The 13,551-nt window shown below is 70.7% G+C and carries 12 protein-coding genes; 5 read left to right on the top strand and 7 right to left on the bottom strand.

All coding sequences use genetic code 11. The annotated features are described in order from the left end of the window. Positions 1–35 precede the first annotated feature (35 nt). The 3 genes from ACYCO6_RS10160 to ACYCO6_RS10170 all read left to right on the top strand — a co-directional run bounded on the left by ACYCO6_RS10160 (position 36) and on the right by ACYCO6_RS10170 (position 3,129). Positions 36–1,421, top strand: coding sequence for an AmpG family muropeptide MFS transporter (locus ACYCO6_RS10160; protein ID WP_459771653.1), 1,386 nt, complete (start codon positions 36–38; stop codon positions 1,419–1,421). A 26-nt stretch (positions 1,422–1,447) separates the two neighbouring features. Continuing rightward, positions 1,448–2,386 carry an EcsC family protein gene (locus tag ACYCO6_RS10165; RefSeq protein WP_459771654.1) on the top strand — a complete coding sequence of 313 codons (939 nt, stop codon included), beginning with the start codon at positions 1,448–1,450 and terminating at the stop codon, positions 2,384–2,386. Positions 2,387–2,469: 83 nt separating this feature from the next. Then, positions 2,470–3,129 carry an MgtC/SapB family protein gene (locus ACYCO6_RS10170; RefSeq protein ID WP_459771655.1) on the top strand — a complete coding sequence of 220 codons (660 nt, stop codon included), beginning with the start codon at positions 2,470–2,472 and terminating at the stop codon, positions 3,127–3,129. A gap of 13 nt (positions 3,130–3,142) precedes the next feature. Here ACYCO6_RS10170 and ilvA read toward each other — a convergent pair whose 3' ends face one another. The 4 genes from ilvA to ACYCO6_RS10190 form a co-directional block, all read right to left on the bottom strand. Further along, positions 3,143–4,672: a threonine ammonia-lyase, biosynthetic gene (gene ilvA / locus ACYCO6_RS10175; protein WP_459771656.1), complete on the bottom strand. Its 1,530-nt coding sequence runs from the start codon at positions 4,670–4,672 to the stop codon at positions 3,143–3,145. Positions 4,673–4,760: 88 nt separating this feature from the next. Beyond that, positions 4,761–5,108 (bottom strand): diacylglycerol kinase, encoded by a 348-nt coding sequence (locus tag ACYCO6_RS10180; protein WP_459771657.1) that lies wholly within the window; start codon positions 5,106–5,108, stop codon positions 4,761–4,763. Beyond that, positions 5,105–6,163, bottom strand: a complete 1,059-nt coding sequence (locus ACYCO6_RS10185) for an AbrB family transcriptional regulator (protein WP_459773503.1) — start codon at positions 6,161–6,163, stop codon at positions 5,105–5,107. The genes ACYCO6_RS10180 and ACYCO6_RS10185 overlap by 4 nt, the downstream gene beginning before the upstream one ends. Positions 6,164–6,307: 144 nt before the next feature. Next, on the bottom strand, positions 6,308–7,243 hold the full coding sequence (locus tag ACYCO6_RS10190) for a LysR substrate-binding domain-containing protein (protein WP_459771658.1): 936 nt from the start codon (positions 7,241–7,243) through the stop codon (positions 6,308–6,310). Between the two features lie 136 nt (positions 7,244–7,379). On the opposite strand from ACYCO6_RS10190, the gene ACYCO6_RS10195 reads away from it, so the two are divergent. Further along, positions 7,380–8,966 carry a catalase gene (locus ACYCO6_RS10195; protein WP_459771659.1) on the top strand — a complete coding sequence of 529 codons (1,587 nt, stop codon included), beginning with the start codon at positions 7,380–7,382 and terminating at the stop codon, positions 8,964–8,966. Between the two features lie 89 nt (positions 8,967–9,055). Next, on the top strand, positions 9,056–9,532 hold the full coding sequence (locus tag ACYCO6_RS10200) for a cupin domain-containing protein (RefSeq protein ID WP_459771660.1): 477 nt from the start codon (positions 9,056–9,058) through the stop codon (positions 9,530–9,532). On the opposite strand, the gene ACYCO6_RS10205 is transcribed toward ACYCO6_RS10200, so the two are convergent. From ACYCO6_RS10205 to ACYCO6_RS10215, 3 genes are all read right to left on the bottom strand, one after another. Next, complete coding sequence (locus ACYCO6_RS10205) at positions 9,484–10,728, bottom strand: MFS transporter (RefSeq protein WP_459771661.1); 1,245 nt, start codon at positions 10,726–10,728, stop codon at positions 9,484–9,486. The two genes, ACYCO6_RS10200 and ACYCO6_RS10205, sit on opposite strands and share 49 nt — an antisense overlap. Beyond that, on the bottom strand, positions 10,725–12,344 hold the full coding sequence (gene lnt / locus ACYCO6_RS10210) for an apolipoprotein N-acyltransferase (protein WP_459773505.1): 1,620 nt from the start codon (positions 12,342–12,344) through the stop codon (positions 10,725–10,727). The genes ACYCO6_RS10205 and lnt overlap by 4 nt, the downstream gene beginning before the upstream one ends. 64 nt (positions 12,345–12,408) lie before the next feature. Further along, a complete protein-coding gene (locus ACYCO6_RS10215) occupies positions 12,409–13,542 on the bottom strand; it encodes a hemolysin family protein (protein ID WP_459771662.1) in 1,134 nt (377 codons plus the stop codon). Positions 13,543–13,551: the final 9 nt, after the last annotated feature.

Here is a 13,551-nt window from a genome sequence, read left to right on the forward strand (position 1 = left end):
GGATCAAGGCCAAGAAGGCTCAGGAGTTCCATGCCATGGCGAACCAGCCACAGGCGATGCGCCGTTTCCGGCTCCGCGACATCGTCGAGGACCGGCGCATCGCGTTGATGCTCGCGCTCGGATTCTCGTCCGGGCTGCCGCTGCTGCTGGTCCTCGGGACCTTCACGCTGCGGCTCGCCTTCTCGGACATCGACGTGCGCGCCATCGGCCTGTTCAGCTATGTGGCACTGCCGTACTCGCTGAAGTTCCTCTGGGCGCCGGCTATCGACCGTCTCAACGTTCCGGTCCTGACAGCCCGGCTCGGACGCCGCCGGGCCTGGATGGTGACGACGCAGGCTGCGGTCGCTCTGTGTCTCGTCCTGATGGCGTTCTCAGACCCGAAAACACATCTCGCACTCCTAGGCCTCGGCGCCTTCCTGGTGGCGTTCTGCGCGGCGAGCCAGGACGTGGTCATCGACGGGTGGCGCATCGACGCGGCGGGCAGCGACTTTCAGGGCATCCTGGCGGCGACCTCGAATCTCGGCTACCGCCTCGGGCTGATCGCGGCCGGCGCGGGCGCGCTGTTCATCGCCTCGTCCGGCGGCTGGACGCTGGCCTACCTGATCATGGCCGCCCTGATGCTGGTCGGGATGACCGCCGCCCTGCTGGCTCCGGCCTTCGATGCCGCACGGCGAGCCCCAGAGGAGACGGCCGGCCACTCGCGGCTCTGGTCGATGCGCCGCGCCGTTCTGGAACCGCTGACGGAACTCCACGGACGATTCGGCGGCGCGCTCTGGGGCATCCTGCTGCTGGTGGCCCTCTATCGCCTGCCGGACTTCCTGTCCGGGGTTATGGCGAGCCCGCTGTACCGGACCCTGGGTTTTGACCTGAAGGAGATCGCCACCGTCACGAAGCTCTACGGAATCTGGGTCGGGATTGCGGGCGGCTTCGCGGGCGGCTGGGCGCTGGCGCGCCTGGGCCTGTTCCCGACCCTGCTGCTCGGCGCCTTCCTGGCGGCCTCCTCGCACCTTGCCTTCGCGTGGCTCTCGGCCGGCGCGCCGGAGATCTGGCGCCTCACCGTGGCGATCTCGGTCGAGAATTTCTGCGGCTCCTTCGCCGGCATCGTGCTGATCGCCTACATGTCGAGCCTCACCAGCCCGGCCTACGCGGCCACGCAGTACGCGCTGTTCTCCTCACTCTACGCGCTTCCGGGCAAGCTGATCGCGGGCTCGTCGGGCTTCGTGGTCGCGGCGATCGGCTATCCGGCCTTCTTCGTGATGACCTCGCTCGTCGGGATCCCGGTTCTCGCGCTCTGCCTCGCCGTCGGGCGGCGCAGCGGCCAGCCGGCAGCGCCGGCGCCGTCCCGGGAGGCGGCCGAGGCGGGGAACCGCATCCCGGGGCCCGAGCTTCCTTCCACGGCGCGGGCCCCGGGGGCCGCGTGACCACGACAGATCCAGGGATCCACGGATTGAGCACGAGCGACCTCACCCGCGCCGGCGAGACGCTGCCGGCGGCGACCCCAGAGACGGTGCTGAGCGACGAGGATCTGGCCGCCCTGCGCCGGGCCGTTCTGGTCCTCGAGCGGCCGAGTCTCGCGGCGCGCCTCTCCGCGGCGGCCGGCGCCCCTCTCGACATCATCGGCCGCTCGCTGCCCGCGCCCGTGACCGAGGCCGTCGGCCGCAGCACGGAGGCGGCCATGCGCGGCGCGATGCGGGTGGCCCTGGCGACGCTTCCACGCAAGGAGATCCTCCCCGCCGAGGGCGAGACCATCGGTAGCCCGGCGTCGAAGGCCGAGAGCCGGATCACGCGCCTGCTCGGCTCGGGCGAGGGAAAGCACAAGGCGATGGCGGCCCTGTCCGGCGCCGTAGGCGGCGCGTTCGGGCTCGCGACGCTCGCGGTCGAGCTTCCGGTCTCCACCACGTTAATGCTGCGCTCGATCGCCGAGATCGCCCGCGAGGAGGGTGAGGATCTGGAAACACCCGAGGGCGCGCTCGCCTGCGTTCAGGTCTTCGCGCTGGGTGGCCGGGCGGCTGCCGTCACCGAGGCGGGGTCCGCACTGACGGAGAGCGGCTACTTCGCCGTCCGCGCCGCCCTCGCCAAGACCCTGTCGGAGGCCGCGCGCTACGCCGGCAGCAAGACGCTGTTGGATCAGTCAGCCCCCGCGCTGATCCGGTTCACCGCGCAGATCGCGGCGCGTTTCGGCCTCGTGGTCTCGCAGAAGGTCGCCGCCCAGGCCGTGCCGATCCTCGGCGCGTTCGGCGGCGCCGCGGTCAACACCGCCTTCATGAACCACTTCCAGGCGACCGCGCGGGCTCATTTCACAGTCCGACGCCTGGAACGGAAATACGGATCCGCCGCCGTGCGGGCCGCCTACGAGGTGGAGAAGGCGACCCTCGGCGTCGCTTGATGAGCCGGCTTAAAATCCGCAAGGTTTCCCGCAGTTCGGCATGAGGCGGGCGAGCGGAGGCGATCCTGATCGGCAACGCGGAGATGGTGGCCCGGCTGGCGCTGGCGGCCCTGTTCGGCAGCGTCATCGGGCTGGAGCGCGAGCGCCTTCTCTGGGCTGCGGGCCTGCGAACGCACATGCTGGTGTGCGTCGGCTCCTGTCTGATTATGCTGGTGTCGGCCTTCGGCTTCGCCGACGTGCTGGGCACGGACCATGTGGTGCTCGATCCATCCCGAATCGCCGCGCAGGTGGTATCGGGCATCGGATTTCTCGGCGCAGGCACGATCCTGCTGCGCGGCGAGGTGGTGAAGGGTCTCACGACCGCGGCGAGCCTCTGGGGCGTGGCCGCGATCGGGCTCGCGATCGGCAGCGGCCTCTACGTGCCGGCCCTGGCGGCGACGGCGCTCATCGTGGGCATCCTGGCCGGGGTCAAGCCGTTCGAGGAGCGCTGGCGCGAGCGGATGCGCGCCCAGACCCTGCGGCTGACCGCACGCAGGGGTGCAATGTCGATCGACACCCTCCAGGCGGCGATCGGCGAGCATGCCTCGCGGGTGCGGAGCTTCACGGTCCGCCCGAGCGCCGACCCGGATTTCGACGAGGTCACCGTGACCTTCGTCCGACTGTCGCGGACGAGCGTCGAGGCGATCGCCGCGAAGCTGCGAGCGATGCCCGACGTCACCGCGGTGGAGGAGGTGGAGGAGTGACCGAGGCGCCGGCTCAGGCCACCCCGACACCCTCACCGTCAAGGAAGAGGCGATAGGCCGGGTTTTCGGTCTCGTCCGTCGCCGGATAACCGAGGGCCTCGATCACCGCGTCGAACCGGACCCGCTCCGCAGGCGGAACCGCGATGCCGGCGAGCACGCGCCCATAATCCGCGCCGTGGTTGCGGTAGTGGAAGAGCGTGATGTCGAAATCCGGGCCCAGCGCATCGAGGAACTTCATCAACGCACCCGGCCGCTCCGGGAACTGGAAGCGGAACAGCCGCTCATGCGCCACACCCACGGCACGCCCACCGACCATGTAGCGGACATGAACCTTGGCCATCTCGTTGTCGCTCATGTCGAGGACCCGGTAGCCTGCCTCGCGCAGGGAGACGATCAGAGCCTGCTTCTCGCGCTTCCCGCCGGTGACGTTGATGCCGACGAAGATCTGTGCCTCCGCGCCCAGCGCGTGGCGGTAGTTGAACTCCGTGATGGCACGCGGCCCGAGGGCGTTGATGAAGGCCCGGTAGGCCCCGGGCCGCTCCGGGATGGTGACGCCGAGGAGGACCTCGCGCTGCTCGCCGATCTCGGCCCGCTCGGCGATGTGACGCAGGCGATCGAAGTTCAGGTTGGCGCCAGACGAGATGGCGATCAGTGTGCCGTCGCCCCCCTCCCGCTCGGCATAGAGCTTGGCTCCGGCGAGGCTGAGAGCACCGGAGGGCTCCGAGATCGCGCGGGTGTCGTCGAAGATGTCCTTGACCGCGGCGCACATGGCGTCGGTGTCGACGGTGATGACCTCGTCGAGATGCTCGCGGCAGAGACGGAAGGTCTCCGCGCCGGCCTGACGCACGGCGACGCCGTCGGCGAACAGGCCGACCGACGGCAGGCTGACGCGGGTGTCGGCCGCCAGGGCCGCGGCCATGCAGGCGGCATCCTCCGGCTCGACGCCAATCACCTTGGTGCCCGGGCGCAGGTACTTCACGAAGGTGGCGATACCGGCCGCAAGCCCCCCGCCGCCCACGGGCACGAAGATCGCCTCGATCGGGCCGGTGTGCTGCTCCAGGATCTCCTTGCCAATGGTCCCCTGGCCGGCGATCACCTCCGGGTCGTCGAAGGGATGCAGGAAGGTCAGGCCCTGCTCGGCTTCGAGGGTCTTGGCCTGGGCCAGCGCCTCGTCGAACGCGTCGCCGTGCAGCACCACTTCGGCCCCGCGCGCCCGGCAGGCATCGACCTTGATGGACGGCGTGGTGCGCGGCATCACGATCACCGCCCGGGCCCCGAGCTTGGCGGCGGCGAGCGCCACACCCTGCGCATGATTGCCCGCCGAGGCGCAGACGACGCCGCGGGCAATCTGCTCCGGGCTCAGCCCCGACATCTTGTTGTAGGCACCGCGCAGCTTGAACGAGAAGACCGGCTGCAGGTCCTCGCGCTTCAGCAGAACCGGTCGGCCGAGGCGCTGGGTGAGCCGCGGCATCGGGTCGAGAGGGCTCTCGATCGCCACGTCGTAGACGCGGGCGGTGAGGATCTTCCGGATGTAGTCCGTCACGGTCAGGGGTCTCGGCCAAAGCGCTGGGCGTTGACCGGCAGATAGACCCTCCGGCCCGCCGATGCGAGCGCCGGGCCAGGCAGACTGTTCAGCTCAGCCGCTCCACCAGCGCCGCGACCCACACGAGCAGCGCCGCCACCTGCGCCATAAAGGTCCCGGCCGAGGCGAGGTCCTTCACGGTGCCGATCATCGGATGATGGCCGGGATGGACGTGGTCGCAGAGCTTCTCCACCGCCGTGTTGAGGAACTCGGCGGCCAGCATGAGCAGCAGGCTCACCATCAGGGCGACGCGCACCCAGAGCGTCACGCCGAGGATGAACGCGACGGGTACGCCGAGCGCCAGCAGCATCAATTCCTGCCGCACCGCCCGCTCGGTGCGGGCCCCGTGCCGCAATCCGCGCCAGGAATTCAGGAAGGCGAGGATCAGCGCGTTCATCGAACCGCTCCCTCGGGCACGGAGCGGCTGATCCACTTCGCGAGCAGCGGGCCGGTGAGCAGCACCACGAACAGGCGCAGCGTCTGGACCGCCAGGACGAAGGAGACGTCGGCCTTCGAGCCGACCGCGATGATGGCCACCGAATCCAGGCCGCCGGGACTGGTGGCCAGCACGGCGGTGAGCAGGTCGATCGGCAGAAGCAGGGTCAGGCCCCAGCCCCAGGCCGCACAGAGGGCGATCACCGAGAAGGTCGCCACCAGGATCCCGGGCAGCGCCGTGACGGTCAGCCGCAGGGTCTCCCGGGTGAAGCGCAGACCGACATAGATGCCGATGCATGCATAGGCGAGTTCCAGGATCGGCACCGGCAGGGCCATGCGCACGAGCCCGCTGGCGTGGAGCAGGCTGCCGAGCACCATCGGGCCGACCTGCGCCCCCGCCGGGACCCGCAGAGCCAGGGCCGCACCGGCGCCTGCTACGGCGACCGCAAGGGTCGCGAGCAGCGACCATGGCCCGGCGACCTCGCCCGCGCTCGCACCGGCACCCGGAACCGGGGTCTCCATCAGCAGACGGGCGGCGAGCGAGGCCGAGAACACCACCGCGGCGACGCGGACGTACTGCATGAAGGCCACGAGGCGCGGGTCCGCGCCGAAATCCTCAGCCATCGCCACCATGGCCGAGGCTCCCCCCGGCGAGGACCCCCAGGCGGCGGTGGTACCGGGGAGCACCCGCAGCCGGGTCAGGACCCAGCCTACGACGCCGCTGACCGCCACCGTCACCAGCACGACCGCGACGATGAGCGGCCCGTCTTTCAGCAGGGTCTGGGCGATCTGGCCGGTGACGGCATGCGCCACCAGGCAGCCGATGATCGCCTGCGCCGCCTGGAAGGCGGAGCGCGGCACGCGGAGCCGCGAGCCCCCGACCCCGAACGCGATCGCCCCGATCATCGGCCCGAGCAGAAGCGCGGCCGGAAACTGCGCGCACATCAGGCCGTACGAGATGGCCGCGGACGCTGCGACGAGGGCGGCCCAGAGGCCGAGGGTGCGGAGGGAGGGCAAGGCGACCGGAGGGAAACGGGCCCGCATCGACATCGGGCGTGCGGCGCGCGCTACACCGCAATATTGGCCCTGTCACGGCAAAGTTCAGCACGGCGGCCCCGCGCGGATCTCAGGGCTTGCGGGAGGTCGAGATCGGGCGGGCGCTCAGGCCTGTGCGTCCCCGTCCCGGCAGGCGGCCGTGCCGGGGGGCGCGTGAGCCCGGAAGAAGGCAGCGAGGTTCGCCAAGCCGGGGGCGCGGGGGTCGCTCGCACGCCAGACCAGCGCGATGGTGCGACCGGGCCCATCGACGTCGAAGGCTCGGGTCACGGTCAGCCCGCTCGGGTCGGGACTGGCGGGCACGGCGAGGGCCGGGAGCAGGGTGTAACCGGCACCGGCCGCCACCATCGAGCGCAGGGTCTCCAGGCTCGTGGCGTGGCGTCCCACCGACGAGCCGGCGCCGCAGGCCGCGATGGCTTGGTCACGCAGGCAATTGCCTTCGTCCAGCAGCAGCAGGTCGGGCCCGGCGATCTCGGTGGCCGACAGCGCGCCACCGCGGGCCAGGGCGTGCTCAGCCGGGCAGGCGAGCCAGAACGGCTCGACGAAGAGCGGCGAGACCGCGAGCCCCTGCTGCGGAACCGGGAGCGAGACCAGGGCCGCGTCGATGCGGCCGTCGCGCAGGCCGTCGATGATCTCGGCGGTGCGCGATTCCGACAGGGAGAGTGTCAGAAGCGGGTACTGCTCACGCAGGGGGCGGAGCACCAGCGGGAAGAAGTATGGGCCCAGGGTCTGGATCGCCGCCAGGACGAGCCGCCCGGTCAGCGGAGAGCCACGCCCCTCGCTGGCGAGCCCCAGCAAACGCTGGGCCTCGGCCAGGACGACGCGCGCCTGCCGCACGATGGCCTGTCCCGCCTCGGTCAGGAGAATCCGGCGGTTCGAGCGCTCGAACAAAGTGAGGCCGAGGGCGGTTTCCAGTTTGCGGACCTGTACGCTCAGCGTCGGCTGGCTGACGTTGCAGCGCTCGGCCGCCCGACCGAAATGGCCCTCGTCCGCGACGGCGACGACATATTCGAGGTCGCGCAGCGACAGCCCGGACAGGTTCATAGGCTGCGTCTATCACGATCTTTGCGACGATGCATTTGCCTCGGGGTCATGCCGGGGTCATAACCTTTCACCAGAACGGTTCCAGGTTGGCAGAGCTGTCGGCCGAGACCCTTCGCGAAACGGAGAGACGGTACGCATGAGCGATCAACGCCCGATCCTGACCACCCGCCAGGGCCATCCGGTCCGCGACAACCAGAGCATCCGCACGGTCGGTGAGCGCGGCCCGGCGACGCTCGAGAACTACCAGTTCATCGAGAAGATCACGCACTTCGATCGCGAGCGCATCCCGGAGCGCGTCGTCCACGCGCGTGGCGCCGGCGCCCACGGCTGGTTCGAGGCGTACGGCAAGATCGGCGACGAGCCGGCCTCCAAGTACACCCGTGCCCGCGTGCTGAACGAGACCGGCGTCAAGACGCCGATGTTCGTGCGCTTCTCCACCGTCGCCGGCGCCAAGGAGAGCCCGGAGACCGAGCGCGACCCGCGCGGCTTCGCGGTGAAGTTCAAGACCCTCGACGGCAACTGGGACCTCGTGGGCAACAACCTCAAGGTCTTCTTCATCCGCGACGCGATCAAGTTCCCCGACATGATCCACGCGTTCAAGCCGGATCCGGTGACGAACCGCCAGGAGGCGTGGCGCTTCTTCGACTTCGTGGCACAGCACCCCGAGTCGATCCACATGGTGACCTGGCTGAAGTCGCCTTGGGGCATCCCGGCCAACTACCGCGAGATGGAAGGCTCGGGCGTGAACACCTACAAGCTGGTCAACGACCAGGGCGTCGCGCATCTCTGCAAGTTCCACTGGATACCCAAGCAGGGCGTCCGCAACCTGACCTCGCAGCAGGCGTCGGAGATCCAGGCCAAGGATGTCGGCCACGCGACCCGCGACCTGTACGACAACATCCAGGCCGGCAACTTCCCCGAGTGGGAGTTCGCCGTGCAGATCATGCCGGACGGCCCGAACGATCACCTGTCGTTCGACCCGCTGGACGACACGAAGCGCTGGCCCGAGGACCAGTTCCCGCTGCTGAAGTGCGGCCGTATGGTGCTCGACCGTGTGCCGGACAACTTCTTCGCCGAGGTCGAGCAGTCCGCCTTCGGCACCGGCGTGCTGGTCGACGGCATCGACTTCTCGGACGACAAGATGCTGCAGGGCCGGACGCTGTCCTACTCGGACACGCAGCGCTACCGCGTCGGCGCCAACTACCTGCAGCTCCCGATCAACGCGCCGCAGCCCGGCGTGAAGGTCTACTCGAACCAGCGGGACGGCCAGATGACCTACACGGTCGACGGCACGGGCAAGAGCAAGCACATCAACTACGAGCCGTCGACGCTCGGCGAGGGTCTTGCCGAGGCGCCGAAGACCACCGAGTATCACCAGCCTGTCGAGGGCCGTCTCGGCCGGTACCAGACCACTCGCACCGAGGACGACTACACGCAGGCGGGCGAGCGCTACCGCTCGTTCCAGGATTGGGAGCGTGAGGACCTGATTGCCAACCTCGTGGCCGACATGAAGCAGTGCCCTGAGCCGATCCAGCTGCGGATGGTCTGGCACTTCTGGCATGCCGACGAGGATTACGGCCGCCGCGTCGCCGAGGGTGCGGGGATTGATCTGGAGAAGGCCAAGGCGCTGCCTCCGCTGCCGGGCCGCGCCGCCCCGGGCAAGCGCCTGAAGCCCGAGACCTTCGCGGACGGCTCGCAGGCCCACAAGGTCGCCGCGGAGTAATCCGCTCGGCCTCCTTGATCGGAAGGATGCGCCCCGCGTGGTCACTGAGCCGCGCGGGGCTCTTCGTTGGGCCTGCTGCGAGGAAGGCGATGACGGCTCTCGTCCACCATGGTCTCAGCCCGGACGCCGTGATCGGCGGCATGCGTGTGACCTATCTCGCGCGCAGCGACGAGACAGCCGATGCCCTCGGCATCTACCGGGTCGACATGGATCCGCGGACGCCCGGCGCCGGGCTGCACCGCCACGCCCGACTGACCGAGACGTTCGCGATCGAGTCCGGCCGGCTCTCGCTTCACGTTGACGGGACCGACCACGACCTCGGCCCCGGCGATTTCGCACTGATCCCACCCGGCATCGCGCATGCCTTCGCCAATCTGGGCGACCGGCCGGTGCGCTTCACGCTGAGCTTCGCGCCGGCCCTCGGTCGCGAAGGCTTCTTCGAGGGCTTGGCACGGCTCGCCGCAGAAGGCCGCCTCTCGGATCAGGTCGCGATGACCGACCTGATGGCGCGCCACGATCAGGAGCCGCTTGCCGGGCTCGCGGGCTGGAGCACCGTCAGCGGCTGAGCCGGCGCGCTCCGCGGCTCCGGCTCGGCTGCGCTGACCTTGCGGTCACGGCCGGCGGCGAGACCGATCAGGATTGCCACAGTCGCGATGCTCACAAACAGGGCACCGGGCATCCCCCATCCGCCCGTCGCCTCATGGGCGAGGCCGAAAGCCAGAGGCCCCAGGCAGGCACCCGTGTAGCCGATACCCTGCGCCATGGCCGAGAGGCCGGCGGCGCTGGCCGCATCGGCCGCGCGAAGCACGATCAGTGTGAGCCCCAGCCCGAAGCAGCCGCCGATGCCGAAGCCCAGCACGCAGGCGGCGGGGATGCGCAGGGAATCCGCCCCGAAGGCCAGGACCAGGAAGGCGGCCGCGGTCAGCCCCGGGATCGCGACGATCCAGGCCCGCTGATCACGCGCCCGGGCGGCCAGCATGGCGACCAAGAGCGCTCCGGGCGCCTGAACCAGCGTCGCCAGCGAGGCGTAGAGGCCGGCATTCAGCGGCGTGAGGCCGCGTCCCTGCAGCAGCAGCGGCAGCCAGCCGAACAGGATGTAGGCGAGCGACGATTGCAGGCCCATGAAGCCGGTGACCCACCAAGCCAGCGGGGTGCGCAGCAGCCGCCCGGCGGAGGGCGCAGCGGTCGAAGCCGTCCTGCGGGCGAACGGGATCCACACGAAAGCGGCAGCCAGCGCCGGCAGTGACCAGATCGCCAGGGCCGAGGGCCATCCGCCCCCGAGGGCGTGCTCCACCGGAACCGCGGCCCCGGCGCCCGCGGCGGCTCCGAGGCAAAGGGTCATGGTGTAGAGGCCGGTCATCAGGCCGCTGCTGCCGGCGAAGTCGCGCTTGACCAGGGCGGGCAGGAGGACGTTGTCGAGCCCGATGCCGATGGCGGCGAGCGCCGTCCCGGCAAAGAGTGGCACGAGGCCGCCAAGACCGCGCAGCGTCAGGCCCGCCGCCAGAATCGTGGAGCCGGCGAGAACTGCGAGGTCGGGCCCGATCCGCCGGATCAGCGGCGCCGCCAGCGAGCAGGCGATCCCCAGGCAGAGGACCGGCAGGGTGGTGAGAACGGCGGCCCCGCCCGCGCCGAGGCCGGTGCCGTCGCGGATGGTTGCCAGCAGCGGGCCGACCGTGCTGAGCGCCGGGCGCAGGTTGAACGCGACCAGCATCAGCGCGAGCCCGAGGAGAACCCGGCTCTGAGCGGTGCGGTCAGGCTTCATCGCCGGGGCCCGGCGATCACGGCGGCTCCGAGGCAGGCGGCGAGCATCAGCGCGAAGGCCGCGTCGCCGAAGCGACCGTACAGCGTGCCGCCCACGATGCGTTCGGGCAGGTCGGCATCGAGCCAGGTCTCCTGGTCCAGCGGCGTGCGGGCGACGATGCGCCCGTGCGGGTCGATCACCGCCGAGATCCCGGTATTGGCGTCGCGGACCAGCGGAAGACCATCCTCGACGGCCCGCAGCCGCGCCTGGGCGAGGTGCTGACGCGGGCCCGGGGTGTCGCCGAACCACGCATCGTTGGTCACGTTCAGGATCAGCCCGGGCGGCTGCGGCGACGGTGCGGCATGGCCGGCGGGCAGGATGGCGTGCGGGAAGATCGCCTCGTAACAGATCGTCGCCGCCACGGGGGGCAGGCCGGGGACCGCCAGGATCCGCTGCGCGGCGAGGGTGCCGGCGGAGAACCCGCCCGGAATCGCTACGAACTGGCGCAGGCCCAGCGCCCGCAGGGCGGCGTCCAGCGGCGCCGGCAGGTACTCGCCGAACGGGACGAGGTGGACCTTGTCGTAGGTGTCGGTGATCCTGCCGTCGGGCCCGATCACCATGATGGCGTTGAAGAACCGCAGGCGCTCGCCGGGCAGCGGCTCCTCGGCGCGGGCCGCACCGGTGATCAGGTGCTGGCCGGGCTTCAGACCGGCCGCCACCTTGGCCAGGGCGTCGGGATCGCGCTGGATCAGGAACGGGAAGGCGGATTCCGGCCAGACGATGTGGGTCGGCTCGGGTGCGCCGGCCGCCACGGGGCGCTGGCTCAGCTCGATATAGCGGTCGACGATGTCGGCGCGGTTCTCGGGCCTGAACTTGGCGTCCTGCGGCAGGTTCGGCTGGACGAGGCGCAGGCGCACGCCGGTCACCACCGGATCCGAGGAGCCGAGGCGCTCGGATCCGAAGAACGCCATGCCGATCAGCACGATGACGGCGGCGGCGCTCGGACCGAACCGGGCGCGCGGATGGGGGCCGGTGGCGAGCGTCGCGGGGGCGGCGCAGATGAGAACCGCCAGCACGGTGAGTCCGTAGAGGCCGATCACCGCGGCGCCCTGCATCAGCCAGAGGTTCTGCGCCAGCGCCATCCCGAGGGTGTTCCAGGGGAAGCCCGTAAACAGGTGGCCGCGCAGCCACTCGGCGGCGCCGACTCCGAAGGCGAGGGCGGCGATCCGCGCGGGACTGCGCCCCCACAGGAGGCCCGCGGCACTGAAGCCCGCACCGTAGAACAGGCCGAGGGCGAAAGGCAGGCCGATCACCCCCAGCGGCAGCGCCCAGAGGAATTCGTCGGCCTCCACCAGGAAGGCCTGTCCGAGCCACCAGAGGCCGGCGGTGAGATAGCCGAAGCCCCAGGCCCAGCCGACGAGGAAACAGGGCCAGAGCCGCCTCAGCGTCGTCCGGCCCGCCGCCGCACCGTCGAGGAGCCAGACCGCGGCCGTCAGAGAAACGGCCAGGGCCGGCAGGGCGCCGTAGGGAGGCATCGCCAGCGCGCCCACCGCGCCCGCGAGCCAAGCCAGCCCGAGCCGGCGCCAACCCGCCAAGCGGGCGATCGTCAGCACGACACCGGGCGACGGGCCGCGCATCGGTGTGCCCGGCGCCGCGGCTTCCCGGGCGTAACCCTGGACCAAGTTCGTCACGCCGGGACCGTCACGGGCGTGGCGTCTCGGCGACCGGCGGGTTGGGGGGAGGGGGCAGAGCGAGCGGGACGACCGCGCCGATCCGCGCCGCGCCCTTGTGGAAGCGCAGCCGCTTCAGGCGGCGTGGATCGGCGTCGAGAACCTCGAATTCGAGGTCGCCTGGGCCGGCGATCAGCTCGCCGCGGGAAGGCACGCGCCCGGCCAGCGTCACGATCATGCCGCCCAGCGTGTCGATCTCCTCGGCCATCTCGCCGACCGCGGCAGCCAGATCGACGCCGGTCGCCTCGGAGACCTCGGCCAGGGGCGTGCGTGCGTCGGCCACGAAGACCTCGCCCTCGCCGTCGACCCGCTGGACGTGCTTGTCCTCGGCAACGTCGTGCTCGTCCTCGATATCGCCGACCACCACCTCGATCAGATCCTCGATGGAGATCAGCCCGTCGGTGCCGCCATACTCGTCGATGACCAGCGCCATGTGGGTACGGGTCGCCTGCATCCGCACGAGCAGGTCGATCGCCGGCATGGAGGGCGGCACGAACAGGACGGGCCGCTGGATTCGCGCGGCCGCCAGCGTCGTGGTGAGATCCACCTTGCCGAGGTCCAGTCCACGCGGGACGCGAGCGGCCGGGCGACGCACCCGCGGGGCGGCGGAGGCCTCCGCCTCACCGTCGACGGCGGGCGCCGCGGGCTTGACTGCAACGGGGGAGCTGCGGCGGGCCGGCTCGGCCTTCGCGGCGATGTGATCGACGAGGTCGCGGATGTGGACCATGCCGCGGGGATCGTCGAGGGTTTCGCCGTAAACCGGCAGGCGGGAATGGCCCGCCGTGCGGAACAGCTTCAGCAGATCGCCGAGGCTCGTGTCGTTGGACACGGCGACGATGTCGGCCCGGGGGACCATAACGTCGTCGACCCGCACCTTGTGCAGGCCGAGGACGTTCTTGAGCATCACGCGCTCGAGCGGTGTGAGACCGCTCTCACCGGCATCCGGCTCGGCCAGCGCCTCCTCAAGGCCCTCGCGCAGCGAATCGCGCGGCTTGAGGTGAAGCGCCTGGAGCAGGCGATCGTACCAGGGCTCCCGAGTCTGGGACTCGCCCTCGGCGGAACTGGGCGCGGCCAGGGCCGCGCCGCGACTTCGATCGTTGTTCATGTCTCTCGG

The sequence above is a fragment of the Methylobacterium sp. CM6257 genome (assembly GCF_054611515.1).

Bases quoted from the DNA above. Each gene is read 5' to 3' on its own strand.
- ACYCO6_RS10170 (WP_459771655.1), top strand. From the start codon at position 2,470: ATGGTGGCCCGGCTGGCGCTGGCGGCCCTGTTCGGCAGCGTCATCGGG.
- ACYCO6_RS10215 (WP_459771662.1), bottom strand. From the start codon at position 13,542: ATGAACAACGATCGAAGTCGCGGCGCGGCCCTGGCCGCGCCCAGTTCC.
- ACYCO6_RS10200 (WP_459771660.1), top strand. From the start codon at position 9,056: ATGACGGCTCTCGTCCACCATGGTCTCAGCCCGGACGCCGTGATCGGC.
- ACYCO6_RS10205 (WP_459771661.1), bottom strand. From the start codon at position 10,728: ATGAAGCCTGACCGCACCGCTCAGAGCCGGGTTCTCCTCGGGCTCGCG.
- ACYCO6_RS10195 (WP_459771659.1), top strand. From the start codon at position 7,380: ATGAGCGATCAACGCCCGATCCTGACCACCCGCCAGGGCCATCCGGTC.
- ACYCO6_RS10190 (WP_459771658.1), bottom strand. From the start codon at position 7,243: ATGAACCTGTCCGGGCTGTCGCTGCGCGACCTCGAATATGTCGTCGCC.
- ACYCO6_RS10180 (WP_459771657.1), bottom strand. From the start codon at position 5,108: ATGAACGCGCTGATCCTCGCCTTCCTGAATTCCTGGCGCGGATTGCGG.
- lnt (WP_459773505.1), bottom strand. From the start codon at position 12,344: ATGCGCGGCCCGTCGCCCGGTGTCGTGCTGACGATCGCCCGCTTGGCG.
- ACYCO6_RS10160 (WP_459771653.1), top strand. From the start codon at position 36: ATGGCGAACCAGCCACAGGCGATGCGCCGTTTCCGGCTCCGCGACATC.